This window comes from Stenotrophomonas sp. CFBP 13725 (assembly GCF_014841935.1).
GTDB lineage: Bacteria > Pseudomonadota > Gammaproteobacteria > Xanthomonadales > Xanthomonadaceae > Stenotrophomonas.
The window spans coordinates 226,576-251,457 of record NZ_JACYUV010000002.1; the positions used below are offsets into that span (position 1 = coordinate 226,576).

General features: G+C 66.3%; 19 protein-coding genes and 2 tRNA genes. 7 read left to right on the forward strand and 14 right to left on the reverse strand.

Annotated elements, in window-relative coordinates; genetic code table 11:
- Positions 1–58: 58 nt before the first annotated feature.
- Positions 59–955, reverse strand: a complete 897-nt coding sequence (locus IFT65_RS04085) for a LysR substrate-binding domain-containing protein (RefSeq protein ID WP_192080382.1) — start codon at positions 953–955, stop codon at positions 59–61.
- A gap of 92 nt (positions 956–1,047) precedes the next feature.
- On the opposite strand from IFT65_RS04085, the gene IFT65_RS04090 reads away from it, so the two are divergent.
- Positions 1,048–1,794 carry a sulfite exporter TauE/SafE family protein gene (locus tag IFT65_RS04090; RefSeq protein WP_192080384.1) on the forward strand — a complete coding sequence of 249 codons (747 nt, stop codon included), beginning with the start codon at positions 1,048–1,050 and terminating at the stop codon, positions 1,792–1,794.
- A gap of 65 nt (positions 1,795–1,859) precedes the next feature.
- Here the strand turns inward: IFT65_RS04090 and IFT65_RS04095 are convergent.
- Positions 1,860–1,946: transfer RNA gene (locus IFT65_RS04095), tRNA-Leu, on the reverse strand.
- Between the two features lie 142 nt (positions 1,947–2,088).
- A tRNA-Leu gene (locus IFT65_RS04100) sits at positions 2,089–2,175 on the reverse strand.
- 128 nt (positions 2,176–2,303) lie between these two features.
- Between IFT65_RS04100 and rnr the strand changes: the two genes are divergently transcribed.
- The 3 genes from rnr to rlmB are packed head-to-tail and all read left to right on the forward strand — an operon-like array spanning position 2,304 to position 6,114.
- Complete coding sequence (rnr, locus tag IFT65_RS04105) at positions 2,304–4,772, forward strand: ribonuclease R (RefSeq protein WP_192080386.1); 2,469 nt, start codon at positions 2,304–2,306, stop codon at positions 4,770–4,772.
- 57 nt (positions 4,773–4,829) lie between these two features.
- Positions 4,830–5,312: a GFA family protein gene (locus IFT65_RS04110; RefSeq protein WP_188324543.1), complete on the forward strand. Its 483-nt coding sequence runs from the start codon at positions 4,830–4,832 to the stop codon at positions 5,310–5,312.
- Between the two features lie 55 nt (positions 5,313–5,367).
- Positions 5,368–6,114 (forward strand): 23S rRNA (guanosine(2251)-2'-O)-methyltransferase RlmB, encoded by a 747-nt coding sequence (gene rlmB / locus IFT65_RS04115; RefSeq protein WP_101099975.1) that lies wholly within the window; start codon positions 5,368–5,370, stop codon positions 6,112–6,114.
- 183 nt (positions 6,115–6,297) lie between these two features.
- On the opposite strand, the gene IFT65_RS04120 is transcribed toward rlmB, so the two are convergent.
- Genes IFT65_RS04120 through IFT65_RS04130 form a run of 3 tightly spaced genes read right to left on the reverse strand, consistent with a single transcriptional unit; the run spans position 6,298 to position 10,942 of the window.
- Positions 6,298–7,731 (reverse strand): TolC family protein, encoded by a 1,434-nt coding sequence (locus tag IFT65_RS04120; protein WP_249405037.1) that lies wholly within the window; start codon positions 7,729–7,731, stop codon positions 6,298–6,300.
- Positions 7,732–7,739: 8 nt separating this feature from the next.
- Entirely contained in the window at positions 7,740–9,698 is a 1,959-nt protein-coding gene (locus IFT65_RS04125; protein WP_192080731.1) for a MacB family efflux pump subunit, read from the reverse strand.
- 5 nt (positions 9,699–9,703) lie between these two features.
- Positions 9,704–10,942, reverse strand: coding sequence for an efflux RND transporter periplasmic adaptor subunit (locus IFT65_RS04130; protein WP_192080391.1), 1,239 nt, complete (start codon positions 10,940–10,942; stop codon positions 9,704–9,706).
- A 202-nt stretch (positions 10,943–11,144) separates the two neighbouring features.
- Here IFT65_RS04130 and IFT65_RS04135 point away from each other — a divergent pair, with 202 nt between their 5' ends.
- The 3 genes from IFT65_RS04135 to IFT65_RS04145 all read left to right on the forward strand — a co-directional run bounded on the left by IFT65_RS04135 (position 11,145) and on the right by IFT65_RS04145 (position 16,461).
- Entirely contained in the window at positions 11,145–11,873 is a 729-nt protein-coding gene (locus tag IFT65_RS04135; protein ID WP_192080732.1) for a response regulator transcription factor, read from the forward strand.
- Entirely contained in the window at positions 11,870–13,276 is a 1,407-nt protein-coding gene (locus tag IFT65_RS04140) for an ATP-binding protein (RefSeq protein WP_192080393.1), read from the forward strand. Before IFT65_RS04135 ends, IFT65_RS04140 begins: the two co-directional genes overlap by 4 nt.
- 242 nt (positions 13,277–13,518) lie before the next feature.
- The gene (locus IFT65_RS04145; RefSeq protein ID WP_249405038.1) at positions 13,519–16,461 is read left to right on the forward strand and encodes a ligand-binding sensor domain-containing diguanylate cyclase; all 2,943 of its coding nucleotides are present in this window, start codon (positions 13,519–13,521) and stop codon (positions 16,459–16,461) included.
- Between the two features lie 51 nt (positions 16,462–16,512).
- Here the strand turns inward: IFT65_RS04145 and rnt are convergent, their stop codons facing one another.
- The 8 genes from rnt to IFT65_RS04185 form a co-directional block, all read right to left on the reverse strand.
- Complete coding sequence (gene rnt, locus IFT65_RS04150; RefSeq protein ID WP_188327320.1) at positions 16,513–17,097, reverse strand: ribonuclease T; 585 nt, start codon at positions 17,095–17,097, stop codon at positions 16,513–16,515.
- Between the two features lie 257 nt (positions 17,098–17,354).
- Positions 17,355–18,062, reverse strand: a complete 708-nt coding sequence (phoU, locus tag IFT65_RS04155) for a phosphate signaling complex protein PhoU (protein ID WP_188324538.1) — start codon at positions 18,060–18,062, stop codon at positions 17,355–17,357.
- Positions 18,063–18,094: 32 nt separating this feature from the next.
- On the reverse strand, positions 18,095–18,925 hold the full coding sequence (pstB, locus tag IFT65_RS04160) for a phosphate ABC transporter ATP-binding protein PstB (RefSeq protein ID WP_192080397.1): 831 nt from the start codon (positions 18,923–18,925) through the stop codon (positions 18,095–18,097).
- 19 nt (positions 18,926–18,944) lie between these two features.
- Positions 18,945–19,808, reverse strand: coding sequence for a phosphate ABC transporter permease PstA (gene pstA / locus IFT65_RS04165; RefSeq protein ID WP_188324536.1), 864 nt, complete (start codon positions 19,806–19,808; stop codon positions 18,945–18,947).
- A complete protein-coding gene (pstC, locus tag IFT65_RS04170; protein WP_188324535.1) occupies positions 19,808–20,776 on the reverse strand; it encodes a phosphate ABC transporter permease subunit PstC in 969 nt (322 codons plus the stop codon). Before pstC ends, pstA begins: the two co-directional genes overlap by 1 nt.
- Positions 20,777–20,861: 85 nt before the next feature.
- Positions 20,862–21,953, reverse strand: coding sequence for a phosphate ABC transporter substrate-binding protein PstS (pstS, locus tag IFT65_RS04175; RefSeq protein WP_192080399.1), 1,092 nt, complete (start codon positions 21,951–21,953; stop codon positions 20,862–20,864).
- A 283-nt stretch (positions 21,954–22,236) separates the two neighbouring features.
- Positions 22,237–23,256, reverse strand: a complete 1,020-nt coding sequence (gene pstS, locus IFT65_RS04180) for a phosphate ABC transporter substrate-binding protein PstS (protein WP_192080401.1) — start codon at positions 23,254–23,256, stop codon at positions 22,237–22,239.
- Between the two features lie 332 nt (positions 23,257–23,588).
- Positions 23,589–24,800: an OprO/OprP family phosphate-selective porin gene (locus tag IFT65_RS04185; RefSeq protein WP_188324532.1), complete on the reverse strand. Its 1,212-nt coding sequence runs from the start codon at positions 24,798–24,800 to the stop codon at positions 23,589–23,591.
- Positions 24,801–24,882: the final 82 nt, after the last annotated feature.

Sequence of the window (24,882 nt, forward strand, 5' to 3'; positions counted from 1 at the left end):
GGAGGAGAATTATGGGCAACGAATTAATTCATGTCAACAAGATTTCAATGCCGTCCTGCTAGTCATCCACGGCGTGCCCGCCGAGGTGCAGCAGCAGGCTCTGCATCGAACGCGACAGCCCGTTCCAGCGAACGAAGCACAGGCTCAGCTGGCGGCGTGCCCAGGCATCGTCCAGTGCGATGGCGTGGAAGCCGTAGCGACGCCGATGCTGCCGACAGATTGATCGGGGTGCGATGCCGACGCCGATGCCGTGCCCGACCATCTCGCATACGCCTTCAAAGGTCTTCATGCGGATCCGGGGTGACAGGACGCGCCCCAAAGCGCGCGCGTGGTCTTCGATATGTTCCTGCAGCGCATTGCCATCGGCCAGCGCCACGAAGTCCTCACCGAGTACGTCCACGAACGAGAGCGAGGCGCGGTGGGCGAACCGATGGGCAGGCGGCAAGATCAGCATCAGCGGATCATCCGCGACCGGCTGCAGGTGCAGGGGCGTACTGTCCACTGCATTGGAGGTGATGCCCGCTTCGGCTTGGCCGCCGCGCACGGCGCGCACGATCTCCACGCTGGTGCGTTCTTTCAGGTCGACCTGCAGGCGCGGACGCGCGGCCATCCACGGCGCCAGCCGCCCCGGCAGAAAGGTGGTCAGCGCTCCGGTATTGGCATACAGGTGCAGGGTGCCGCGCGCGCCACTGGCGAACTCCTGCAGTTCCTCGCGCAACAGGGACTGCTGCCGCAGCATCAGGCGCGCATGGTGGGCAAGCGCTTCGCCGGCCTCGGTCGTGGTGACGCCACGCGGATGGCGTACAAGCAGCGCGATGCCGGCCTCGCGTTCCATCGTCCGCAGCCGTTCGCTTGCTGATGCCAGGGCCAGGTGGGCGCGGCTGGCACCGGCAGTGATGGTGCCGGCGTCGACCACCAGCAAGAACAGGCGCAGATCCGCCAGGTCCATCCGCATGCTGGAACCTCGTGTCTGCCTTCGGTGCAGCCGAAGGCTCGGTGGGGAATCCCGCATTGTGCCAAAGGGGCAGGGCAGGTCCTAATGGCGCCATGAACGATTCGCTGTACTTCTATGTCCTGCTCATCGGGGTGTTCGTCTTGGCCGGGGTGGTCAAGGGCGTGACGGGGATGGGCCTGCCTACCGTGGCGATGGGCCTGCTGGGCAGTGCATTGTCCCCGGTGGCGGCGGCCTCCCTGCTGTTCGTTCCCACCTTGGTGACCAATGTGTGGCAGATCATCGCCGGACCCTCGCTCGGCCGTATCGTCCGGCGGCTGTGGCCGATGATGCTCGGCGTGGTGGTGGCGACCGTCGCTGGTGCTGCGCTGCTGGTCCGTGTCGAGCCGCGATGGTCGGGCATGGCGCTGGGTGTGGCGTTGATCCTCTATGCGGTGTACTCCGCCTTTGCTCCCGCGTTCCGGGTGCCCGCCAGCAAGGAACGCTGGCTGTCGCCGCTGGTCGGCGCGGTGTCTGGCGTGGTCACCGGCGCTACCGGCGTCTTTGTCATGCCGGCGGGGCCTTACCTGCAGTCACTGGGGCTGGATCGGGACGAACTGGTGCAGGCGCTGGGGCTGGCCTTCACGGTGTCCACGATTTCCTTGACCAGTGGTCTTCTGGTGCACGGCGCCTTTGGTGTGCAGCAGTTGGGCCTGAGTGCGCTGGCCATCGCGCCGGCGCTGGCGGGAATGTGGCTGGGGCAGAAAATCCGGGGCCGCATCAGCGCGAAGGCATTCCGCCTGTGCTTTCTGGGCTTCCTGTTGCTGCTCGGGATCGAACTGGCCACGCGTCCCTTCTGGTGACGTTGTACCCGACCGGGGAAAACAGGCAAAAAAAAACCCCGCGTCAGCGGGGTTCTTTTTATCGATGGTGCCCAGGAGAGGACTCGAACCTCCACGAAGTTGCCCCCGCTAGCACCTGAAGCTAGTGCGTCTACCAATTCCGCCACCTGGGCATCGAGGGGGCGAATTATGAGGACGTGGACAGGGGCTGTCAACACGTGTGAGCGCTGATGCGCGTGATCGGACGAAAGTGCGATCCAGCCCCCCGGATCGCGGCCAACAAAAAACCCCCGCTTCCGCGAGGGTTGTTTGTTTTGGTGCCCAGAAGAGGACTCGAACCTCCACGAAGTTGCCCCCGCTAGCACCTGAAGCTAGTGCGTCTACCAATTCCGCCATCTGGGCTTGCAGAACGGGCGATTTTGAAGATGCCGCGAGCCGTTGTCAACGGTTTTCGTCAAATTGCGGCGGCCATTCATTTACGGCTGGCCATGACCCGTTCTGCACGCCCACAGCGGCTACCATGGAGGGCGATGAATACCAAAAAACCAAGCAAGGGCGGGAAGAGCTCCCGCACGACGCCGCCCTCGGGCGCCCCCGCTGGCTCGCCCAAGGGCCCGAAGAAGAAGAGTCTGCCGCCGTGGATGCCGGACAGCCTGACCGGCAATGCCGGTGCTCCGGCCCCGTCGCGAGGCAACAGCCGACGCGGGCCGGCCCCGTCCCCCCCGCGTGGCCGCCGCCCGTTGCCGCCACTGGGCGCGCCGGTCGATGATCCGCATGCCGCGCGCGAAGCAGAAAAATACGAACAGCCCATCGCCAGCCGTGAGGCGATCCTTGCCCTGCTGGAGCGCTGCGAAGGCCCGCAGACCGCCGAGGAAGTCGGTGCCCGTCTTGGCCTGAGTGCTCCGGACCGTGCCGAGGCGCTGTCGCGCCGACTGGGTGCGATGGTCCGTGATGGCCAGCTGGTGCAGAACCGGCGCGGCGGGTTCGCGCCCATCCAGGCATTGAACCTGGTCACTGGCGTGGTGATCGCCAACCCGGAAGGGTTCGGCTTCCTGCGCCCGGTGGAGGGTGGTGAGGATCTGTTCCTGCCGCCGTATGAAATGCGCAAGGTCATGCACGGCGACAAGGTGCTGGCCAACGTGACCGGTATCGATCACCGCGGCCGCCGCGAAGGCAGCATCGCCCGCGTGCTTGAGCGCGGCATGACCCGCCTGATCGGTCGCTTCAGCGTGGAAATGGGCATCAACTATGTGGTGCCTGATGACAAGCGCATCCAGCGCAACGTGCAGGTGCCGCCGGACCAGATCGGCGGCGCGCGTGACGGCCAGTTGGTGGTGTGCGAACTGACCCAGGCGCCGGACAGCCGTCGGCCGCCGATCGGGCGCATCATTGCCGTGCTGGGCGACAGGCTGACTGCCTCGCTGGTGGTGGAGACCGCCATCCACGGCCACGAACTGCCGTTCGAGTTCCCGCAGGAGGTGCTGGATGAGGCCGCTTCGGTGCCGTTGGTGGTCGAGCCGCAGATGATCGGCAATCGGGTGGACCTGCGCACGACGCCGCTGGTCACCATCGATGGCGAAGATGCGAAGGACTTCGATGACGCGGTGTTCTGCGAGCCCAATGCCAACGGATTCCGGCTGGTGGTGGCAATCGCCGATGTGTCCAATTATGTGCGTCCTGGCACGCCATTGGACGATGAAGCACAGAAGCGCGCGACCTCGGTGTACTTCCCGGGCTTCGTCGTGCCGATGTTGCCGGAAACCCTGTCCAACGGTATCTGCTCGTTGATGCCGAAGGTCGACCGCATGTGCTTCGTCTGTGACATGCAGGTGGATCGCGATGGCCAGGTCAGCAGCTCGAAATTCTACGAAGCGGTGATGAACTCACACGCGCGACTGACCTACACCCAGGTGTGGCAGGCCGTGGGTGAGGACGATGCCGGTGCCAAGGCAGTGATCGGTCCGCTTTTGCCGCAGGTCGAGCGCCTGTACCAGCTGTATCACGTGCTGGCCAAGGCACGCAGCAAGCGCGGTGCCATTGAGTTCGAATCCAGTGAAGTCCGCTTCGTGCTGGACAATACCGGTGAGGTCACGCAGGCCGGCATGCTGATGCGCAACGATGCGCACAAGCTGATCGAAGAATGCATGATCGCCGCCAACGTGGAGGCCGCGCGCTACCTGCTGGCCAACGGCGTACCGGCCCCGTACCGCGTGCATGACAAGCCGCCGGAAACCAAGTTCGCGGACCTGCTGGAGTTCCTGAAGGAATTCAAGCTGAGCCTGCCGCCGTGGTCGAAGGTGGTGCCGGGCGACTACACGAAGCTGTTGAAGAAGATCCGTGATCGCCCCGATGCGGCGCTGCTGGAGTCGGTGTTGCTGCGCAGCCAGAGCATGGCGGTGTACCACCCCGACAACAATGGCCACTTCGGGCTGGCCCTGGAGGCGTACGCGCATTTCACCTCGCCGATCCGTCGTTACCCCGATCTGCTGGTGCACCGTGCGATCAAGCACGCACTCACCGGCGCACGCGCGGACAAGTACCTCTACACCGCGCGCGAGATGGCCGCGCTGGCACTGCAGTGTTCCGAGCGCGAGCGCCGTGCGGACGAGGCCGAGCGCGAGGTGGACGAGCGCTACCGCGCTGCCTGGATGGAAAAGCATGTCGGCGGCCAGTTCGACGGCGTGATCAGTGGTGTCACCAGCTTCGGCCTGTTCGTCGAGCTGACCGATTCCAAGGTGCAGGGTCTGGTGCATGTCACCCAGCTGCCGCATGACTATTACAAGTTCGATGCGGTGCGCAAAACGCTGGGCGGTGAGCGTCGCGGCACAAGTTACCGGTTGGGCGACAGCGTCCGCGTACTGGTGCTCAAGGCCAGCATGGAAGAGCGCAAGATCGACTTCCGTCTGGTCGAGCACAAGGGCGAGGAAGAAGAGGCGCCGCGCGCGGCACCGCTGCCCGAGCACGGCAAGCCGGCCAAGCGCAGCAAGAAGAAGTACTGAGACATCGCGGGTAGCGCCGAGCCACGCTCGGCGTCCGCAGCAGAGGAGACGAGAACGATGCAGGGCCAACCCGAACACAGTGGCGGTTGCCAGTGCGGTGCCGTCCGCTTCGAAGTCCGTGGCGAGCTGACGGACAGCTCGATCTGCCATTGCCGGATGTGCCAGAAGGCCTTCGGCGCGTATTACGCGCCGTTGGTGTCGGTACGCGGCGCGCAGTTCAGCTGGACCCGGGGCCAGCCGACCCATTTCCAATCGTCGAATCTGGTCCAGCGGGGGTTCTGTGCGCTCTGCGGGACGCCGCTGACCTACGAGGCCCCGGACGGGATCGCGGTGGCCGCCGGTGCGTTCGACCAGCCGGAGCGGTTGCCGCCGACCCGCCAATACGGCATGGAGGCGCAGCTGCCGTTCGTCGACACGCTGGGCGCGCTGCCGTCCACGCGGACCGAGCAGGATGGGGAAGCGCTGGATTTCCTCGCCCGCATCGTGTCACACCAGCATCCGGACCACGACACACCGCACTGGCCGCCGCAGAGCCGCTGACCCCTGTCCGCCAGATGCTCTACCATACCCACCCCCCTTACCGGTCACGCCGCGCATGAGCAGCAAGAGCAGCCAGTGGATCGTCGGCGTCAACGCCGTCGCCTCTTCCATCGAGAACGACGCCGAGAACGTCCGCGAAGTCCTGGTCGAGGCCGGGGCGAAGAATCCGCGGCTGGTCGAGATCGAGGAGAACGCGCGCCGGAAGGGTATCGACGTGCGCAAGGTGAACAGCCAGGCGCTGGACGGTGTCGGCGGATCGGTGCGGCATCAAGGCGTGGCCGCGCGTTACGCGGCAGCGCGCACGTACAACGAGAATGAGCTGGAAGCTCTCGTGGAGGCAGCCGAGGGCAAGGCGCTGCTGCTGGTGCTGGACGAAGTACAGGATCCGCACAATCTGGGCGCCTGCCTGCGCAGTGCCGCCGCTGCGGGTGCGACGGCGGTGATCATTCCGAAGGACAAGTCGGCCACGGTCAACGCGACCGTGCGCAAGACCTCGGCCGGCGCGGCTGATCGGATACCGGTGGTCGCGGTGACCAACCTGTCGCGCTGCCTGAAGGACCTGCAGAAGCAGGGTGTGTGGATTTACGGTCTGGCCGGCGAAGCAACCGCGTCGCTGTACGACCTGGACCTGAAGGGCAACATCGCGCTGGTACTGGGCGGCGAAGCCGACGGCCTGCGCCGCCTGACCCGCGAGAACTGCGACGGTCTGGTCAAGATCCCGATGCCGGGTGAGATCGAGAGCCTGAACGTGTCGGTGGCCACCGGCGTGAGCCTGTTCGAAGTGGTACGCCAGCGCGGTTGAGTGGCTGGGCCCGGTAGCGCCGCATCACGTTGAGGCATTCCGCCGAGCATGGCTCGGCGCTACCGGTGCCACGCCGTGCAGTTGAATCGCAACGAGTAGCGCCGAGCCATGCTCGGCGAGCGCAGCGGTAACGCAACGTGCGTCATCCACCAGGGCGAGAAACCAGACGGCCAGCGGCCGTCACTACCGGGCTGCGCTGCCGCCCAATGCCTTGAACAGGGTGACATCGTTGATCAACTGGCTTCGCCGTACGCCTGCCAGCGCCAGCTCCGCACCGCGCCGGGTCTGCTGCGCCAGCAGCCAGTCGCGCAGGGCGGTGGCGCCGACGCGGTAACGCACCTCCTCGGCCCGCTCCACCGCCACGGCCTCATCGAACGATGCCTGCGACGCCGCGACCTGGATCGCCAACTGGTCCCGCGCCGACAGCGCGTTGTCCACTTCCGACAGTGCCGTGTACAGGGTCTTGCGGAAGCGGGTCGCGGCGATCTGGTAATCGGTACCGGCCAGATCGGTGTTCAGCTGTGCCTTTTGCACGTTGAGGAAGGGCAGGGTGAGCCCCGCGCCCAGCGTCGCCACGGGATTGCGCAGCACATCCCCCAGGGTCGGCCCGCTGGTGCCCACGCTACCGTTCAGGCTCAGCGTGGGGTAATAGCTGGCAGCGGTCACCTTGATCTGTTTCAGGCTGTTGCGCAGACCCAACTCGGCCGCCCGCAGGTCCGGGCGGCGCGCCAGCAGGTCGGCGGGCAGGCCCGCTTCAAGCGGTGGACTGGTCGCGCCCGACAGGCTCTGCGGCTCATCCGCCTGCGACCAGGCCTGGCCATCCAGCAGCACCGTCAGCGCGTTGCGCGCTTCCACCCGCTGCTGCTCCAACGCCGACTGCGTGACGCGCTGTGCCTCCAGACCCTGTCGCGCCTGGCGCACTTCCAAGCCGGATGCAGCCCCCGCATCGAATCGCGCCTGCACCAGCTCCAGCGTTCTCACCAACCGCGCCATGTCTGCAGCAGCCGAACCAATCGACTGGTTGAGATAGGCGAGATTCCAGTAGTAGTTCACCGCGTCGCTGATCGCGATCAACGCGGTGTTCTGTCGGTCTTCTTCGCTGGCCTGCGCGGACCACACCGCGATATCGCGCTGCGTGCGCAGCTTGCCCCACAGGTCGACTTCCCACTGCAGCGATACGTTGGTGGCGTAGTCACTCGAACGCCAATCGTCACTGCGGTCGATGGCGCGCGAGCTGTTGGTGCTGACGCCGGAAAGCGACGGATTCGGCCAGAGTGCGTTGTTCGCCAGCCCGGCCTCCAGGCGTGCGCGCTGGACGTTGAGGCCGGCGACGGCGAGGTCGTTGTTGGCGGCAAGCACCTGCGTGACCAGGCGGTCGAGCCGCTCATCGCCGAATGCCGTCCACCAGCGGTCGGCGCGCACGTCGGCGCGCGGCCGGTCCAGTCCACTGGTGGGCAGGGTGGTGCCTGCAGCAAGGCTGGCACTGTCGGCACCGTAGCTGGACGGTACCGCTGCAGCCTGCACCGGATAGCGGCCCGCGGTGGCGCATGCGGCCAATGAAGTTAGCAGCGCGCTGGCCAACAGCACGCGCACAGGGGTCGAGCAGGAAAACGTCATGGTGGTCCTCATTCGCGTGCAAGGGCGTCGACCGGGTCCAGCTGCGCGGCGCTGCGCGCAGGCAGGAATCCGAAGGCGACGCCGATCAGGGTGGAGCAGGCAAACGCCGCCACGATGGAACTGGTGGAGAACACCATCAGGTACTCGCTGGACAGACGACCGAAGGCCCATCCCAGCCCCAGCGCCAGGCTGACGCCGATCAGACCACCCAGCAGGCAGACCAGTACCGCTTCGATCAGGAACTGTTGACGGATGTCGCTCTGGCGTGCGCCCACCGCCATGCGTACCCCGATCTCGCGGGTGCGCTCGGTCACCGACACCAGCATGATGTTCATGACGCCGATGCCGCCGACCAGCAGCGCGATGGCGGCGATGGCGCCGATCAGCAGGGTCATCGTGCGCGTGGTCTGTTCGATGGTCTGGCGGATCTCCGCGCTGTTGCTGAGGAACACGTCCTCGGTGCCATGGCGCAGGGTGAGCAGGTTGGTGATCGCGGCCTGCGCAGCGTCCATCGGCGTATCGTCCTTCACCCGCACGGTGATGCCAGAGATATGGTTCTGGCCGAGCATGCGCGACATCGCGGTGGTGTAGGGCACCCAGACGCTCAGGCTGGTGCTGCCACCGAAGCCGAAACTCTGCCGCTTTGCCACGCCAACCACCCGCGCCGGCACGTTGCCGAGCAGGATCACCTGACCGATCGGATCGCTGTCCGGGAAGAACTGGGTCTTCGTGTTTTCGTCGATGACCGCCACCTGCGCCAGCGATCTCACCGCGTCCGCATCGAAGAAGCTGCCGCTTACCAGGCTGACGCCCTTGACCCGGAAGAACTGTTCGCCGACCCCGCTCACCGATGCGGTGGCGGACAGGTTGCGGAACCGTGCTGTCACCGATGTGGAGACGTTGGGCGTGGCGCTGTCTACATAGCTTTGCTCGGCCAACGCGTAGGCATCGCTTGCCTTGAGCGTCTGCACCCGTGCCGAACGCATGTCACCGAAACCACGCCCTGGATAGACATCGATCGTGTTGGTGCCCAACGAGCTGATGTTCTGCAGGATCTGCTGCTGCGACCCGTTGCCCAGCGCCACGACCGAGACCACCGACGCGATGCCGATGATGATGCCGAGCATCGTCAGGAAGGTGCGCAGGCGATGAGCGTTCATCGCCAGCAGCGCCATGCGGAAGGCTTCGGTGAAACGGTCGCGGGCCGCGCGCCAGCTGTTGCCCTTGCCGGCGTCGATGCTCGGTGCGCGCTGTGCGCGGAATCGGGGCGCGTTCTCGTTGATGCGGTCGGCGATGATTTCGCCGTCGCGGATCTCGATGATGCGCTGGGCGTGCTCGGCCACGCTCATGTCGTGGGTGACGATGATGATGGTGTGGCCTTCGGCGTGCAGTTCGCCCAGGATGCCCATCACTTCCTCACCCGAGCGGGTATCCAGTGCGCCGGTCGGTTCGTCGGCCAGGATCACCTCGCCGCCGTTCATCAGCGCACGCGCGATGGACACGCGCTGCTGCTGGCCGCCGGACAGCTGCCCGGGCTTGTGCTGCATGCGGTCGCCCAGCCCCAGGCGCTGCAGCAGCTGCACCGCGCGCGCGCTGCGTTGTTCGCTGGGGTTGCCGGCATAGATCGCAGGAACTTCCACGTTGCCCCGTGCATCCAGGTCGCCCAACAGGTGATAGCGCTGGAAGATGAAACCGAAGTGCTCTCGACGCAGTTCGGCCAAGGCGTCCGGACCCATGCTGCCGGTCTCGCGACCAGCCACCTGATAACTGCCGCGCGTCGGCCGATCCAGGCAGCCCAGGATGTTCATCAGGGTGGATTTGCCCGAGCCGGACTGGCCGACGATGGCGACCATTTCACCGGCATGGATATCCAGGTTGACGTCGCGCAGCACGGCGATGGTTTCATCGCCGGCTGGGAATTCGCGGCGTAGGTCGCGCAGCCGCAGCAGGACGCTGGAAGAGCCCACGGTATTCATCGACGCGGCCCGCCGCCCATCCCCGGACCCATGCGCATGCTGGGACCACCGCGCGCACCGCCACCGCTCGCGGCCGCGCCGCCGCCTTCGCCGACCACCACGCGGTCGCCTTCGGCGAGCCCGGACAGGATCTCCGCGTTGGCACCGTTGTTGATGCCCACCTTCACCCGCCGCGGCTGCGGTTGGCCGTCCTCACCGACCACGCGGACCACCTGCTGGCCGTCGCGCGTCTTTGCACCCAATGCCACCGACGGCACCAGGATCACCCCCTTGGCTTGCTTGAGCAGTACCGAAACCTGCGCGGTCATGTCGATGCGCAGCGTGCCGTCGGGATTTTCCACATCGAACAGCGCGTTGTAGTAGACCGCGCTGGACGAACTGGACGAACTGCTGGAGCTGGACGCGCTGTCGCTGGAGATGGAGGCCGGTGCCGGATTGATCTGCCGGAGTTTGGCGTGATACTTCCGGTCCGGCTCACCCAGGGTGGTGAAGTACACCGGCATGCCCGCCTTGATCTTGACCACGTCGGCTTCGGAGATTTCCGCATTGACCGTGACCAGGTCGAGGCGCGCCAGCATCACGATGGTCGGGGCGGTCTGGTTGGCGTTGACCGTGCGGCCTTCTTCGGTGACCACTGCCACCACGGTGCCATCCATCGGTGCGGTGATGCGGGTGTAGGCCAGGTTGGCGCGCGCGGTCGCCACCTCGGTTTCGCTGCCCTTGATCTGGGCCTGGTTCGACTGGATCTGTGCGCGGGCCGTCTTCAGCGCCGCCTCGGCCGCATCGTATTCCTGTCGCGAGGTCGCTTCGGCGGCAAGCATCTCCTGCTGGCGCGCGAAGTTCAGCTCGCTCTGCCGCAGGCTGGCCTGCTGTACCGCCAGCTGGGCGCGCTGCTGCTGCAGCGTGGCTTCTGCCCGCAGTACCGTGTTCTGCTGGGTCGTCGCGTCGATTTCGGCGATCAGGTCGCCTTCCTTCACCGTGTCGCCCAGCTGCACCTTCAGTGACTTCACTTGGCCGGACGCCTGCGCGCCCACGCTGACCAGCTTGTAGGCATCGATCACGCCGGTCGCCTCGACGGTCTGTTCGACATCGCCACGCGTGGCCGGCGAGGTCGCCAGGGCAGGTGCCGCGGGCTTGCGCAGGAAGAACCACGCGCCGATGGCAAGCAGCACCACCACGAGGAGGGACAGCAGCAGGCGACCGCGACGGGTTCTGGGCAGCAGGTGGAAGTTCACGATCGGTGATACTCGGCAAGCCGCTCCAGCGGCGTCGCATCCATTGTGGTGACGCTTGCCCTGCAGGCTCAATCCTCAGCGTGTGTCCATGTGTAACATTGCAGCGCCTTGTCTGTTTCAATGTGTATCACGTATGCCGCTGGATACAGTGCAACGCATTGGCCTGCGTGCGGTTCAGCTGCCGACAGGGGATGATGCCGACATGGAGACCGCCAACCCGATGCACCGCCTGCTCATCGTCGATGACGACAACGACATCCGCAACCTGCTGGCCGAACAGCTGGGACGTGCCGGCTATCAGGTCAGTACCGCCGCCGACGGCGCTGCCATGCGCCAGGTGCTGGAGCGGGAGCACGTCGACCTGATCGTGCTTGACCTGAACCTGCCGCGCGAAGACGGCCTGACCCTGTGCCGCGATCTGCGCGCGCGATCCTCCACGCCTGTGATCATGCTGACCGCGCGTGCCGAACCCATCGATCGCGTGCTCGGTCTGGAGATGGGCGCCGACGATTATCTGGCCAAGCCGTTCGAACCGCGCGAGCTGCTGGCGCGCATCCGCAACGTACTGCGCCGGACCGAAGCCTTGCCTGCCAACCTGGAGCCGCTGGCGATCCGCCGTGCGCGCTTTTCGCGCTGGACGTTCGATCTGGAGCACCGCCATCTGGTGGATCCCGATGGGCGGGTGGTGGTGCTGTCCGGTGCCGAGTTCCGCCTGCTGCGGGTGTTCGTCGGCCATGCCAACAAGGTGCTGTCGCGGGAGCAGCTGGTGGCGCTCAGCAGCGGGCGCAACTATGAGTCGCAGGATCGGGCGATCGATCTGCAGGTCAGCCGGTTGCGCAACAAGCTGGCCGATGATGGCAGTCCGGATGGGCTGATCAAGACCGTGCGCAACGAAGGCTACGTACTGGCGGCGGCGGTCACCCTGGAATGAACCGGTTGCGTCGCTTCCTGTCCTCGATGGTGGGGCGCCTGTTCGTGATCCTGCTGCTGGGCATGGGCGTGGCGGCGATCGGTGCGACGATGCTGGCCGGTGCGAAACGGCAACAGGAGTTCGAGCGGCAGAACCTCAACCGCATCGCCGACCGGTTGCAGGGCTACGTGAATCTGCTGGACGGCAATCCGGAGCTGCGTGAGCGGTTGCTGGATGCCGGCGGCCCCAGTGTGCGCCGCCTGCTGCCGGACGCACGGCAGGGGCGACCGGACGACGCGTTGATGGGCGTACTGGCCGCACGTCCCGGACCGGTGGCCAGCGCGCAGGTACGCTTCACCTCGTTCCGGGCCTGCCTGCCGCGGCTGAAAGATCTGCTGCCGCCGTCCGACGGGCATCGTGGCCGACCGCCCCGCGAGCGCGACCCCGCCTTCATCCCACCGCGCTGCCGGGCGGTGCAACTGACCTTGTCCGACGGTGCGTCGTTGGCGCTGGCGCTGGAGTCGCCTGCGGTGGCACACAATGGCGTGCTGGCGGTCGACCCCTTGTTCCTGACGCTGCTGGTGTTGGCGATCGCGGTGCTGGCCTACGTGGTGGCGAGGATGGCCAGCGCGCCCTTGCGGCGGTTGGCCGGCGCCGCGCAGGAACTGGGCGTGGACCTGCACCGGGCGCCGATGGCCGTCGCCGGCCCGCTGGAGGTCCAGCACGCCGCTGAAGCCTTCAATGCCATGCAGCAGCAGTTGCAGCGGCACCTTGCCGAGCGCACGCACATGCTGGCCGCGATCACGCATGACCTGCAGACGCCGGTGACCCGGTTGCGCCTGCGCTTGGAGAACGTAGAGGACGAGGGCCTGCGCGAGCGGCTGGTCGCCGACCTGGCAGCGATGCAGGCCTTGATCCGTGAGGGCCTGGAGCTGGCCCGCAGCGCCGAAAGCGCCGAGCAGCGCGCGCCCTTGGACCTGGACTCGTTGCTGGAAAGTCTGGTGGAAGACGCGGCGGAAGCCGGCGCGGACGCGCGTTTCGAAAGTGGGTGTGCGGCGGTGCTGATGCTGCGCCCGCTGGCGATGCGGCGCCTGTTTTCCAACCTGCTCGACAACGCCCTGATGTATGGCCACAGCGCCAGCGTGCGCGCCGAGCGCGATGGCAAGGGCGTGCGGGTGGTGATCAGCGACCGCGGGCCGGGCTTGGCCGAGGATGAGCTGCTGAGCGTGTTCGATCCCTTCGTGCGGCTGGAAACCTCGCGCTCGCGGCAGACCGGTGGCGCTGGACTGGGGCTCACCATTGCCCGCGCACTGGCGGGCAAGGACGGGGCGAAGGTCAGCCTGCACAACCGGGAGGGTGGCGGGCTGGATGCCGTGGTGTACTGGGCGGCACCGGTCGTGGCCGCGGCGCGCGGGCACGGTTGACACACGGCGGCGCGGATTTGCCTATCATGCGCACATCCTCCCAGCGTCAGCCCGATGAAAAACACCCTGTCCGCCCCTGCCAGCAAGGGTGCCCGGTGCGCCACCGTGTGTGTGCGCCGGTCCTGCGGCGTGCCCGGAGACACCGTGCGGCGATGAGGTGTCGGGGGAATCCAGCCACCGCGTGGCGGCGCGGTGGGCCATCAGCGGGCGTTCTGCGCCTGGGCCTGTGCGTCCTGCTCGCCATGCTGGCGCTGCTGGCCTGTGCGCGCGCAGCGGCCCAGGAAGGCGGTTCACCGCCCCTGCGTGACTACGCCATCGACGTGTGGACCTCGCGCAACGGGTTGCCGCACAACTCACTGCGCGACATCGCGCAGACGCCGGAAGGCCATCTGTGGTTCGCCACCTGGGAAGGCCTGGTGCGCTACAACGGACTGGACTTCACCGTGTTCGACCGCAGCACGCGGCCGGGGCTGCTCGACAATGGCGTGGGTGCGCTGCTGGTCGATCGGCAGGGCGGGCTGTGGATCAGCGATTCACGCGGCAACATCACCCGTCGTTCCGCGGATGGCCGCTGGCAGGTCTGGAAGCGCCAGGATGACACCCCCCAGGTGCTCGTGCAGGCCATGCATATGGACAGCCACGGGCGCCTGTGGCTGTTGTACGAAGGCAAGGGTGTGGGGTATCTCGGCCCCGATGGGCAGATGGTCTACCAGCCGCCTCCGCCGGACCTGCCGCTGGCCCTCAATTTCACCAAGCTGGTCGTCGACGCACAGGACAGGGTCTGGATCGGCACGCTGGACGGCCTGGTGCTGCGCGAGGCCGATGGCGAACTGAAGCGCGCGCCTGCGGCATGGGACCTGGGCCGCGGACTGGTCTGGCCGTATCGCGCGCCAGACGGCGTGATGTGGATCGTCGGCGGCGAGCGGATCTACCGGATGCAGGATGACGTGCCGCAACTGATGCACCGCTTGCCCGGGCAGATCCACCTGACCGCCATGCTGCAGGATCGCCATGGTGATTTGTGGCTTGGTACGGAGAACCAGGGCCTGCTGCGGATTTCACGGCACGGACTCGAACGCCTGCCGGCGGGGCTGAACCTGCCGGGCGGCCGCGTGGTCAGCCTGCGCGAAGACGCCGAGGGCAGCATCTGGGTGGGCGCCAACGGCGGTCTGTACCGACTGCGCGAGACCCTGTTTGCCAGTTACACCGAGCGCGACGGACTGAGCGGTGATTACATCCGCACGGTGCTGGAAGACCATGCGCGCGGCCTGTGGGTGGGCAGCGCCAGCGGCCTGGACCGGCGTGCACCGGACGGTCACTTCGCGCCGGTGATCCTGCACAACCGCGGCGGCAAGGCCCCTTCGGTACTGAGCCTGGCGCAGGGTCGCGACGGTGACGTCTGGGTCGGCACGTTCGGTGACGGCGTGTTCCGTCTCGACGCGCAGGGCAAGCCGAAGCACACCTTCGATACCAGCGACGGCATGCCGGGGGGCAATGTGCGCGCCATCAGCATCGACGCGCGGGGCGAGGTATGGGCCGGTACCCAGAAAGGTGTCGTGCGGATCGATGCGCAGGGCGTCAGCGTGCCGCGGGTGCCGGGCATGCCGGGCGGCCTGGTGACCGCCTTGGCGCACGACAGGCAGGGCAACCTGTGGATCGGCACGATCGAAGGCATCAAGGTATTGCGGGGGGATCACGTGCAGTCCATCGACCTGGCCCCGTTGGGCGGCGGTCGCAGCGTGTTCGGCTTCCAGCAGATCGGCGATGCGATGTGGATCAGCAGCGATCGCGGCCTGTACCGCTATCAGGACGGAAAGCTGTCGCGGGTCGGCCTGGAGCAGGGGATGCCGGTGGACACCGTCTTCCAGCTGGTCCCTGATCGGGTCGGCAACGTCTGGATCAGCAGCAACCGCGGCGTGCTGCGCACCGACATGGGCATGCTCAACGAGGTCGCCGACGGTCGCGCGCCGCGCGTGGACGTGGAGCGTTACAACGAAATCGACGGCATGGCCAATTCGCAGGCCAACGGCAGCTCGGGCCCGGCCGCCCTGTTACGCCAGGACGGGACGTTCTGGGTCGTCACCGCCGGTGGACTCAGTACGGTGGATCCCCTGCGCCTGCAGCGGTTCCGCGAGCGGCTGGCGCCCCCTGCCGCCATCGAAAGCGTGCAGGTGGACGGCGCGCCGATCCACTGGGAGGGGGCCGAACGCAACCACATTGAAGGGGGGCGCCGGCTGACCGTGAGTTTCGTTGGACTGAGCTACCTGATGTCCGAACGCATCCGCTACCGCACGCGTCTGGAAGGCCTGGACAACGGATGGGTGGAGCGTGGGCAGCAGCGCAGCGTCGAATTCATCGGCCTGCCACCGGGCACCTACACGCTGCATGTCTCCGCCGCCCACCCCGGCGGTGCCTGGAGTGACAGTGAGGCGGTATGGAATTTCAGCGTCGAACCGTTCTGGTGGCAGCGGCACAGTGTGCAGGCCGTGGCCGCCCTGCTGCTGTTGGCCGCGCTGGTGGCGTTGTACCGGTTCCTGATCAACCGCTACAAGCGGTCGAACATCCGCCTGGCGAAGCTGGTGGATGAGGCGACGCGTGACCTGCAGGCACAGACCGTCCACCTGCAGGCGCTGAACTCGGAGAAGACCCAGCTGGTGGATCGCCTGGCACTGCAATCCGAGCAGTTCGAACGGCAGGCGCGCGAGGACGCGCTGACCGGGCTGCCGAACCGGCGGGCGTTCGACGAAACGTTGGCGCGTGACTTCGCCCGCTCACAGCGCAGCGGCCATCCCTTGTGCCTGGTGGTGCTGGATGTGGATCACTTCAAGGCCGTCAACGATCAGTACTCGCACAGCGTGGGCGACGTCGTGCTGGCCGAGGTCGCGCAGCTTCTGGCGTCGGCATGCCGGGATTCGGACATGCCGGCGCGCACCGGCGGCGAGGAGTTCGCGCTGCTGCTCAACGACACCCGGCTGGACGAAGCCGAACAGGTCTGCGCGCGTCTGCACGGTCTGTTCCACGCGCACCCGGACTGGGCCGGCATCGCCGACCTGCGGGTGACCTTCAGTGCGGGCCTGGTCGAACTGGACGCCACTGACCGCACGCCCAAACTGCTGTACCAGCGCGCTGACCGGGCCCTCTACAGCGCCAAGCGCGACGGCCGCGACCGGACCAGCGTCGGCTGATCCACCCGGGTCAGCCGATGCTGATCCACGCATTCCACCTTGTCCCCGCGCTCAGCGCGGCCAGGCGTTGGCGATGGTGCAGAACAGCTTGGCGGTCTGCTCGGTGTCATACACCGCACTGTGGGCCTCGTCCGCATCCCACCCCAGCCCGGCCGCTGTCGCGGCGCGCGCCAGCACGGTCTGGCCGTAGGCGATACCGGCCAGGGTGACGGTGTCGAACACGCTGAAGGGGTGGAAGGGGTTGCGCTTGTGGCCAACGCGCTCGACGGCGGCGTTGACGAAGCCCAGGTCGAAATGGGCGTTGTGACCGACCAGGATCGCGCGCTGGCAGCCGTACTTCTTCATCGCCGCACGCACCGGGCTGAAAATGTGGTCCAGCGCAGGTTTCTCTTCCTTGGCCAGGCGGAACGGGTGGTCAAGGATGATGCCGGTGATTTCCAGCGATTTCGGATCGATCTCCAGCCCCGGCGCCGGCACGACATGCGCGCTTGCGGTCTCGCCGGGATACAGCAGGCCGTTCTCGTCCATTTCGATGGGCACCGCCGCGATCTCCAGCAGCGCATTGCGCCGGCAGTCGAACCCGCCGGTTTCCACGTCCACCACGACGGGCAGGAAGCCTCGGAAGCGCTGGGACATCACCCGGTGCATGGCAGCAGGTGGTGCATCGGAGGGAGCGGGTACAGGCAGGGGGACATCGTTCATGGGTGAATTCTAACAGAGCGGCCTCGCAGACCCGGTGTCAGTACGGGCCATCTGCGTGCGCCAGCGCACCTTTCCGGCCGCTGCCCTGCGAGCAACGAAGCGCTGCGCATCCCCCGGCCGCAGGCGGAGGGCGTGCCATCGCGCGCCCACGGGCCGCGCCGTGGGGGGCGCGGTTGCAGACCTTCCCGCGCTCAGGGTTCCCCGGCGCTGGAGGTTTCGTCGCGCTTCTCGCGCGGCGGCAGCGGTTGCTCGCCATGCACCAGGAACCACACATTCTCGGCGATGTTGGTGGCGTGGTCGCCCACACGCTCCAGGTTCTTGGCCATGAACAGCAGGTGGGTGCACGGGGTGATGTTGCGCGGGTCTTCCATCATGTAGGTCAGCAGCTCGCGGAACAGCGCGGTGTACTGTGCGTCCAGCCGTGCATCGTCTTCGCGCAGCGCCAGCGCCGCTTCGACGTCATTGTCGCGATACGCCTCGATGGCGCGACGGACCTGCACTGCCGCCAACCGGCCCAGTGCACGCAGGCCTTGGATCTGCGGCAACGGCGGGACCTTGCCCAGCGCGATGGAGCGCTTGGCGACGTTGGCCGCGTAGTCGCCGATGCGCTCGATATCGGCCGGAATGCGCAGGCCGGCAAGGATCTCGCGCAGGTCGCGGGCCATCGGGCCACGCAGCGACAAGCGCATGACGTCATGGCTGATCTGCTGCTCCAGCGCATCGATGGCTTCGTCGTTGGCGATGATGCGGCGGGCGGCACTTTCGTCGCGCTTCTCGATGACGTCCATCGACGCCTCCAGCTGCGCGACGGCCATCTCGCCCATGCGCACGATCTCGGCCACCAGGCGCTGCTGCTCTTCGTCGTAGCTCTTGACGATGTGGTCGTTGGGTAGATTCATGTCGGTGCTCTCGGATGGGGTGGTTCGACGGATCAGCCGAACCGGCCGGTGATGTAGTCTTCGGTCTGCTGCTTGCTGGGCTGCGAGAAGATCACTTCGGTGCGGTCGTGCTCGATAAGGTCGCCCAGGTACATGAAGGCGGTGTAATCGGAAACGCGCGCGGCCTGCTGCATGTTGTGGGTGACGATGACGATGGTGTAGTCGTGCTTCAACTCTTCCACCAGCTGCTCGATGCGGCTGGTGGAAATCGGGTCGAGCGCGGACGTCGGCTCGTCCAGCAACAGCACGTCCGGACGCAGGGCGACGGCACGTGCGATGCACAGGCGCTGCTGCTGACCGCCGGACAGCCCCAGCGCACTCTGGCCCAGCTTGTCCTTCACTTCATCCCACAACGCGCCCTGGCGCAGCGCGCTTTCCACACGGTCGTTCATGTCCGCCTTGGACAGCTTCTCGTGGTGGCGGATGCCGTAGGCCACGTTCTCGAAGATGGTCATCGGGAACGGCACCGGCTTCTGGAACACCATGCCGACCTTGCTGCGCAGTCGGTTCATCGGATATTTCGGCGACAGGATGTCTTCGCCATCCAACAGCACTTCGCCACGCGCTTCCAGCTTCGGATACAGCGCATAAATGCGGTTGAAGATGCGCAGCAGGGTGGACTTGCCGCAGCCGGACGGTCCGATCAGCGCGGTGACGCGCTTCTCCGGCACTTCCAGGTTGATGCCCTTCAGGGCGTGGAACTTGTCGTAGTAGAAGTCCAGCCCGCGCGCAGCCAGCTTGACCGGCGCCGGGGTGGCAAGCGATTCATGCGAGGCCGGGACCACGATGCGCTGCATCGGCACGGCATTGGAAAGATCGTTCATGGCAGTGTCCGCGGAAAGGTCAGTCATGGGAGATACGATTGCGCAGCAGGATGCCGCGTGCGCTGAGGCTGATGAGCAGCACGAAGACGGTCAGCACCAGGGCGCCGGCCCAGGCCAGCACCTGCCAGGATTCGTACGGGCTGCCGGCGAACTGGTTCATCACCACCGGCACCGAGGCCATCGGCTGGAACACGTTGCTGCTCCAGTACTGGTTGCCGAAGGCAGTGAACAGCAGCGGGGCGGTTTCGCCGGAAATGCGCGCCAGGGCCAGCAGGATGCCGGTGACGATGCCAGCGGATGCACTGCGGTACAGCACCTGCACGGTGACCTTCCACTGCGGGATGCCCAGCGAAAGGGCCGCTTCGCGCATCTGCGAGGGCACCAGGCGCAACATCTCGTCGGTAGTGCGCACCACCACCGGCAGCACGATGAAGGCCAGTGCCAGCGCACCGGCGAAGGCGGAGAAGCTGCCGCCGGTCTGCATCACGAACAGCGTGTAGACGAACAGGCCGAGCACGATGGACGGGGCCGACAGCAGGATGTCGTTGACGAAGCGCACGACCGTGCCCGCCTTGCGGAAGTTGCCGTACTCGGCCAGCCAGGTGCCGGCCAGCACGCCCAGCGGGGTGCCGATGCCGATGGCCATGGCACACATCACGGCGGTGCCGTAGAAGGCATTGGCCAGGCCGCCTTCCTGCATGGGCGGCGGGGTGGACTGGGTGAACAGTGCCCAGTTGATGCCCGGGAGACCCTTGGAGAACAGCGTCCACAGGATCCAGCCCAGGAAGAACAGGCCGAACAGCGCCGTGGCCACCGACATCAGGATCGCAACGATATTGCCGATGCGGCGGCGCAGGTACAGGGATTGAGCGGCGGTGGACATCAGTTGCCCTCCTTGCGGGACAGACGCATCAACATCAGGCGGGCGATGGCCAGCACCACGAAGGTGACGATGAACAGCACGAAGCCGAGCAGCAGCAGGGCGGAGCGGTAGGTCTCGGTGGCCTCGCCGAAGTCATTGGCGATCAACGCGGCGATGGTGGTGCCCGGCTCCAGCAGCGACGGCGACAAGCGCACGCTGTTGCCGATGACGAAGGCGACTGCCATGGTCTCGCCCAGAGCGCGGCCCAGGCCCAGGAAGATGCCGCCGATCACCGCCGAGCGGGTGTAGGGCAGCACGATGTCCCAGCTGACTTCCCACTTGGTCGAGCCCAGCGCATACGCCGACTCCTTCAGGCGGGTAGGCACGGTCAGGAACACTTCGCGCATCACCGAGGAGATGAAGGGGATCACCATGATCGCCAGCACGAAGCCGGCGGTCAGCATGCCGATGCCGAGCGGTGGGCCCTGGAACATCGGCCCGATGATCGGCCACTCGCCCAGTGTCTCGTTGAGGAACGGCGTCACGTACTCGGTCATCACCGGCACCAGCACGAACAAGCCCCACATGCCGTAGATGATCGAGGGGATGCCGGCCAGCAGTTCGATGGCGGTACCGACCGGCCCACGCAGCCAGCGCGGGGCGACTTCGGTGAGGAAGAAGGCGATGCCGAAGCTCACCGGCACGGCGATGACCATCGCGATCAGCGCGGTCACCAGGGTGCCGTAGATCGGCGCGAGTGCGCCGAACTTGTTCTCCACCGGGTTCCATTCGGCGGAATAGAAGAAACTCAGCCCTTGGGCTTCCAGGGCATGACGGCCGCCCCAGAGCATCGACAGCGCGGCGCAGGCGAGGGCAGCGAGGACGAAGATGACGGTGCCGACCAGCACCCATCGGAACAGGCGGTCGTTGCGGGCATCACGCGTATCACGCGTGGAAGGTGCGGCTGCAGGCTGTGCGATGGCATTCATGGGATGGGCGACGCGGCCAGTAGGGGGCGGGGTGACGCGGGGTGGAAAAGGACGGTGCCCGCGCAGGGCGGGCACCGTTCCTGCATCACTTCAGTTCGGTACCCCAGTAGGCTTCGATCTGGGTGACCAGTTCGGCCGGCAGCGGTACGTAGTGCAGTTCGTTGGCCTGCGTCTGGCCGCTTTCGAAGGCCCACTTGAAGAACGCCAGGGCATCCTGGTTGCGCTTGGCGTCCTTCGGCTTCTTCTGCATCAGCATGAAGTTGGTCGCGGTGATCGGCCATGCCTGCTCGCCCGGCGCATTGGTGATGACCAGGTTGAAGTCCTTGGCACTCGCCCAATCGGCGCTGGCGGCCGCGGCGGCGAAGGTTTCAGCACTCGGCTGCACCCAGCTGCCCGCAGCGTTCTGCATCGCGCTGTACGGCATGCTGTTCTGCAGCGCATAGGCCAGCTCGACATAGCCGATGGAGCCCTTGATCTGCTTCACGTACGAGGCGACGCCTTCGTTGCCCTTGCCGCCCACGCCGTCGGGCCACTGTACCGACGTGCCTTCGCCGACCTTGCCCTTCCAGTCCGCACTGACCTTGGACAGGTAGTTGGTGAAGTTGAAGGTGGTGCCCGAACCGTCCGAACGGTGGACCAGGGTGATCTTGCCGTCCGGCAAGGTGACGCCCGGGTTCGCGGCGACGATGGCCGGGTCGTTCCACGTCTTGATCTTGCCCAGGAAGATGTCCGCCAGCAGGGTGCCGCTCAGGCGCAGCTTGCCCGGCTCCAGGCCCTCGATGTTGACGACCGGCACCACGCCGCCGATGGCGGACGGGAACTGGGCCAGCCCGGCCTGCGCCAGCTCTTCGCTGCTCAGCGGCTTGTCGGAGGAACCGAAGTCGACGGTGCCGGCCTTGATCTGGGCGATGCCGCCGCCGGAGCCGATGGACTGATAGTTGATCTTGGCGCCGGTGGCGGCGTTGTAATCGGCCGACCACTTGGACACCAGCGGGAAGATGAAGGAAGCGCCGGCACCGGACACTTCGGCGCTGACCTTGTCACCGGCGGCCGGGGCGGCGGCGGTTGCACCGGCGGCGGGCTGCTGGGCGGTCGGCGACTCGCTGCCGCCGCAGGCCGACAGGCCGAGGGCGATGGCCAGGGAAAGGGTGGCCAGGCCGGCCTTCTGCAGATTCATGCGTCACTCCATAGCGGGAAGTTGCCGGTCCATCCGGCGGTTGCGGCTATGAAATGATGTTTTTGTTACAGCCTGATGACTCAGGTCACGGGCGAAGCCCACGTCACGGTTTGACGGGCTTTTCACGGTGTTGGCGGGTACTGGCCGCAGCGGGGAAGCGGTCGAACTGCGCGGATTCGAGCGCGTCCTGGAACAAAAAAAGGCGCGGGATCCTGAGGGATCGCGCGCCCGGTGGAGCCAGCGGAGGGAGAGAGTCTCCGCTGGCCCCGTGCCCTTGGGTGTATCAGTACTTCAGGTTCTGCGTCCAGTAGGTCTCGATCTGGCGGACCAGGGTGTCCGGCAGCGGCACGTAGTCCAGCTGCTTGGCCTGCTCGTCACCGCTCTTGTAGATCCAGCGGAAGAAGTCCTGCGTTGCCTTCGCGTTGGCCACGTTGCGCGGCTGCTTGCGCACCAGGATGAAGTTGGTGGCGGTGATCGGCCAGGCCTGGGCGCCCGGTGCATTGGTCATCACCAGGTAGAAATCCTTGGCGTTGGCCCAATCGGCGCTGGCGGCCGCGGCGGCGAAGGTGGTGTCCGACGGCTGCACGACGTTGCCGGCGGCATTCTTCATCGACGCATAGGACATCTTGTTCTGCAGCGCGTAGGACAGCTCGACGTAGCCGATGCCGCCCTTGATCTGCTTCACGTACGCGGCGACGCCTTCGTTGCCCTTGCCACCGATGCCGGCCGGCCACTGGACCGAGGTGCCTTCACCGACCTTGGTCTTCCACTCCGGGCTGACCTTGGACAGATAGTTGACGAAGTTGAAGGTGGTGCCCGAACCGTCGGAGCGGTGCACGATGGTGATCTTGGCCGACGGCAGGGTCAGGCCCGGGTTCAGCGCGGCGATGGCCGGGTCGTTCCAGGTCTTGATCTTGCCGAGGAAGATGTTGGCCAGAGTGGGGCCATCCAGCTTCAGCGCGCCCGGTGCAACACCGGCCACGTTGAGCACCGGCACCACGCCGCCGATCACCGACGGGAACTGGGCCAGGCCGGCAGCAGCGAGTTCTTCCGGCTTCAACGGGGCGTCGGACGAGCCGAAGTCCACCGTGGCGGCCTTGATCTGCGCGATGCCACCACCGGAGCCGATGGACTGGTAGTTGACCTTCTTGCCGGTGGCCACGGTGTAGTCGGCCGACCACTTGGACATCACCGGGAAGATGAAGGACGCGCCGGCACCGGTCACATCGGCAGCGTTGGCGGCGAAGACGGACGACGCGGCGAGGATGGCAACGGCGGCGCGCGACTTGAAGGCGTGGATCACGGGAATGGCTCCTGGGTGGTAGACGGGCGATTACCCGTCGTGTCGGTGCACATTCCATAACGATTGCGTGACACCGCCGCGTCTGTCACATGACGCATCGATGACAGCGTCGCCAGAGGCGGGCAGAGCCAGGGGTAGAGCCGACTTCAGTCGGCTGGCGCAGCCCCCAGGGTAGAGCCGACTTCAGTCGGCTGGCCGCCGCAGCCGACTGAAGTCGGCTCTACCAAACGCCGCCGCAGCCGACTGAAGTCGGCTCTACCAAACGCGCGGGCCGCAAACGCGGAAGGGCACGGCGTCATGCCGTGCCCTTCCATTTTCACGTGCTGCAGGTCTTACCAGAAGAACTGCGCGCGGGCTTCCAGGATGTTCGGATCGTCATTGACGAAGCCGCGTGCGCTGGAGCTGTACTTCTGGCTGTCCACCATCACGTAGTTCAGGGCGAACTTGGTGTTGGAGCGCCAGTAATAGTTCACGCCCACGGTCCAGATATCCATCTTGCCGCCCAGCACGCCGTCCACGATCGGCGGACGACCGGCGACGGGGTTCGCGCTCAGGTTGCCGTCGTTGAGATCCATATGGTCGAAACGCGCGCCCAGCTGCCACATGCCGCCGGCGGGGTTGTCCGGCAGGCCGGTGCCCGGTACGCCACCCTTGTAGCCCCAGCTTTCGCCGGTGATGTTCCACAGGCCGCTGACGTAGTAACCGTCACTGGTGTAGTTGTCGTTGGCCAGGCGCTTGGCCTTGCTGCTGTAGTACTCGCTCTGGGCCTTGAACGGGCCGCCGATGTACATCGCTTCCAGGCCCAGCGTGGTCACGCGGTCGGTGTCGACCATGTTGCCGCTGTCGACCAGGCGCACGGTGGCCAGGTCGGCGTTGGGACGGGCACGCACGCGCAGGGTATCGGCGTCGGTGTCATACGCCACGTAGCTCAGGCCGAAATGCAGGACCTGGCCCTTTTCGTTGATCGGCGCGAAGGTACCGCGTGCACCGTAACCGCTGCCGTGCGCAAGGTTGCGGGTCAGCTCGCGACCGAACGCGCTGGCCGTCACCGACCAGTTGTCCTGTGCATAGCCCCACGCGCCACCGAGGCGACGGGCCACCGCGTAGGTGTTGGTCACGGCGGCCTTCGAGATGAAGTCGTTGTTCTTGGTGCTGGACAGTTCTTCCAGGCTGTTGGGCTGCTTGTACTGGCCCAGCTGCACGAAGTGGTTGCTGTTGCCGCCCAGCTTGTACTTCACGTTGGTGTCGAGGAACTTGTCGGCCTTGGCGTCATACCCGACCACCCATTCCACGTTGCCCGGGCCCTTGCCCTTGAGCACCAGCTCGGCACGGCGCAGCTCGAATTCGCTGTCCTTGCCGTTGGCTGCATCGCCGCCATTGAGGTCGGCTACATCGTTGTCGAACCAGTTGCCGTCGGCCTGGACGAGGCCTTCGAACGTGATCTCCGAACCGCCGATCACATCGATGGCCACTTCAGCGTGGGCGGCCGGCACGAACAGCGCAGCCGCAACGGCCGCAGTGAGAAGTTGGCGATGCAGTTTCATGGAGAGAGTAGCCTTGCAGGCAGGTGGGAAGATGCGCGCAGGCTAGAACGTGAAGATTGCGTAAATGTGACAGTTTGCGAAC

Excerpts from the sequence above, each read along its gene's own strand:
- pstC (WP_188324535.1), bottom strand. The coding sequence starts at position 20,776 with ATGAATGCCATCGCACAGCCTGCAGCCGCACCTTCCACGCGTGATACG.
- pstS (WP_192080399.1), bottom strand. The coding sequence starts at position 21,953 with ATGAATCTGCAGAAGGCCGGCCTGGCCACCCTTTCCCTGGCCATCGCC.
- pstA (WP_188324536.1), bottom strand. The coding sequence starts at position 19,808 with ATGTCCACCGCCGCTCAATCCCTGTACCTGCGCCGCCGCATCGGCAAT.
- IFT65_RS04090 (WP_192080384.1), top strand. The coding sequence starts at position 1,048 with ATGAACGATTCGCTGTACTTCTATGTCCTGCTCATCGGGGTGTTCGTC.
- rlmB (WP_101099975.1), top strand. The coding sequence starts at position 5,368 with ATGAGCAGCAAGAGCAGCCAGTGGATCGTCGGCGTCAACGCCGTCGCC.
- rnt (WP_188327320.1), bottom strand. The coding sequence starts at position 17,097 with ATGTCCCAGCGCTTCCGAGGCTTCCTGCCCGTCGTGGTGGACGTGGAA.
- IFT65_RS04145 (WP_249405038.1), top strand. The coding sequence starts at position 13,519 with ATGCTGGCGCTGCTGGCCTGTGCGCGCGCAGCGGCCCAGGAAGGCGGT.
- pstB (WP_192080397.1), bottom strand. The coding sequence starts at position 18,925 with ATGAACGATCTTTCCAATGCCGTGCCGATGCAGCGCATCGTGGTCCCG.
- IFT65_RS04185 (WP_188324532.1), bottom strand. The coding sequence starts at position 24,800 with ATGAAACTGCATCGCCAACTTCTCACTGCGGCCGTTGCGGCTGCGCTG.
- IFT65_RS04085 (WP_192080382.1), bottom strand. The coding sequence starts at position 955 with ATGCGGATGGACCTGGCGGATCTGCGCCTGTTCTTGCTGGTGGTCGAC.
- rnr (WP_192080386.1), top strand. The coding sequence starts at position 2,304 with ATGAATACCAAAAAACCAAGCAAGGGCGGGAAGAGCTCCCGCACGACG.
- IFT65_RS04120 (WP_249405037.1), bottom strand. The coding sequence starts at position 7,731 with ATGACGTTTTCCTGCTCGACCCCTGTGCGCGTGCTGTTGGCCAGCGCG.
- IFT65_RS04140 (WP_192080393.1), top strand. The coding sequence starts at position 11,870 with ATGAACCGGTTGCGTCGCTTCCTGTCCTCGATGGTGGGGCGCCTGTTC.
- phoU (WP_188324538.1), bottom strand. The coding sequence starts at position 18,062 with ATGAATCTACCCAACGACCACATCGTCAAGAGCTACGACGAAGAGCAG.
- IFT65_RS04110 (WP_188324543.1), top strand. The coding sequence starts at position 4,830 with ATGCAGGGCCAACCCGAACACAGTGGCGGTTGCCAGTGCGGTGCCGTC.
- IFT65_RS04135 (WP_192080732.1), top strand. The coding sequence starts at position 11,145 with ATGGAGACCGCCAACCCGATGCACCGCCTGCTCATCGTCGATGACGAC.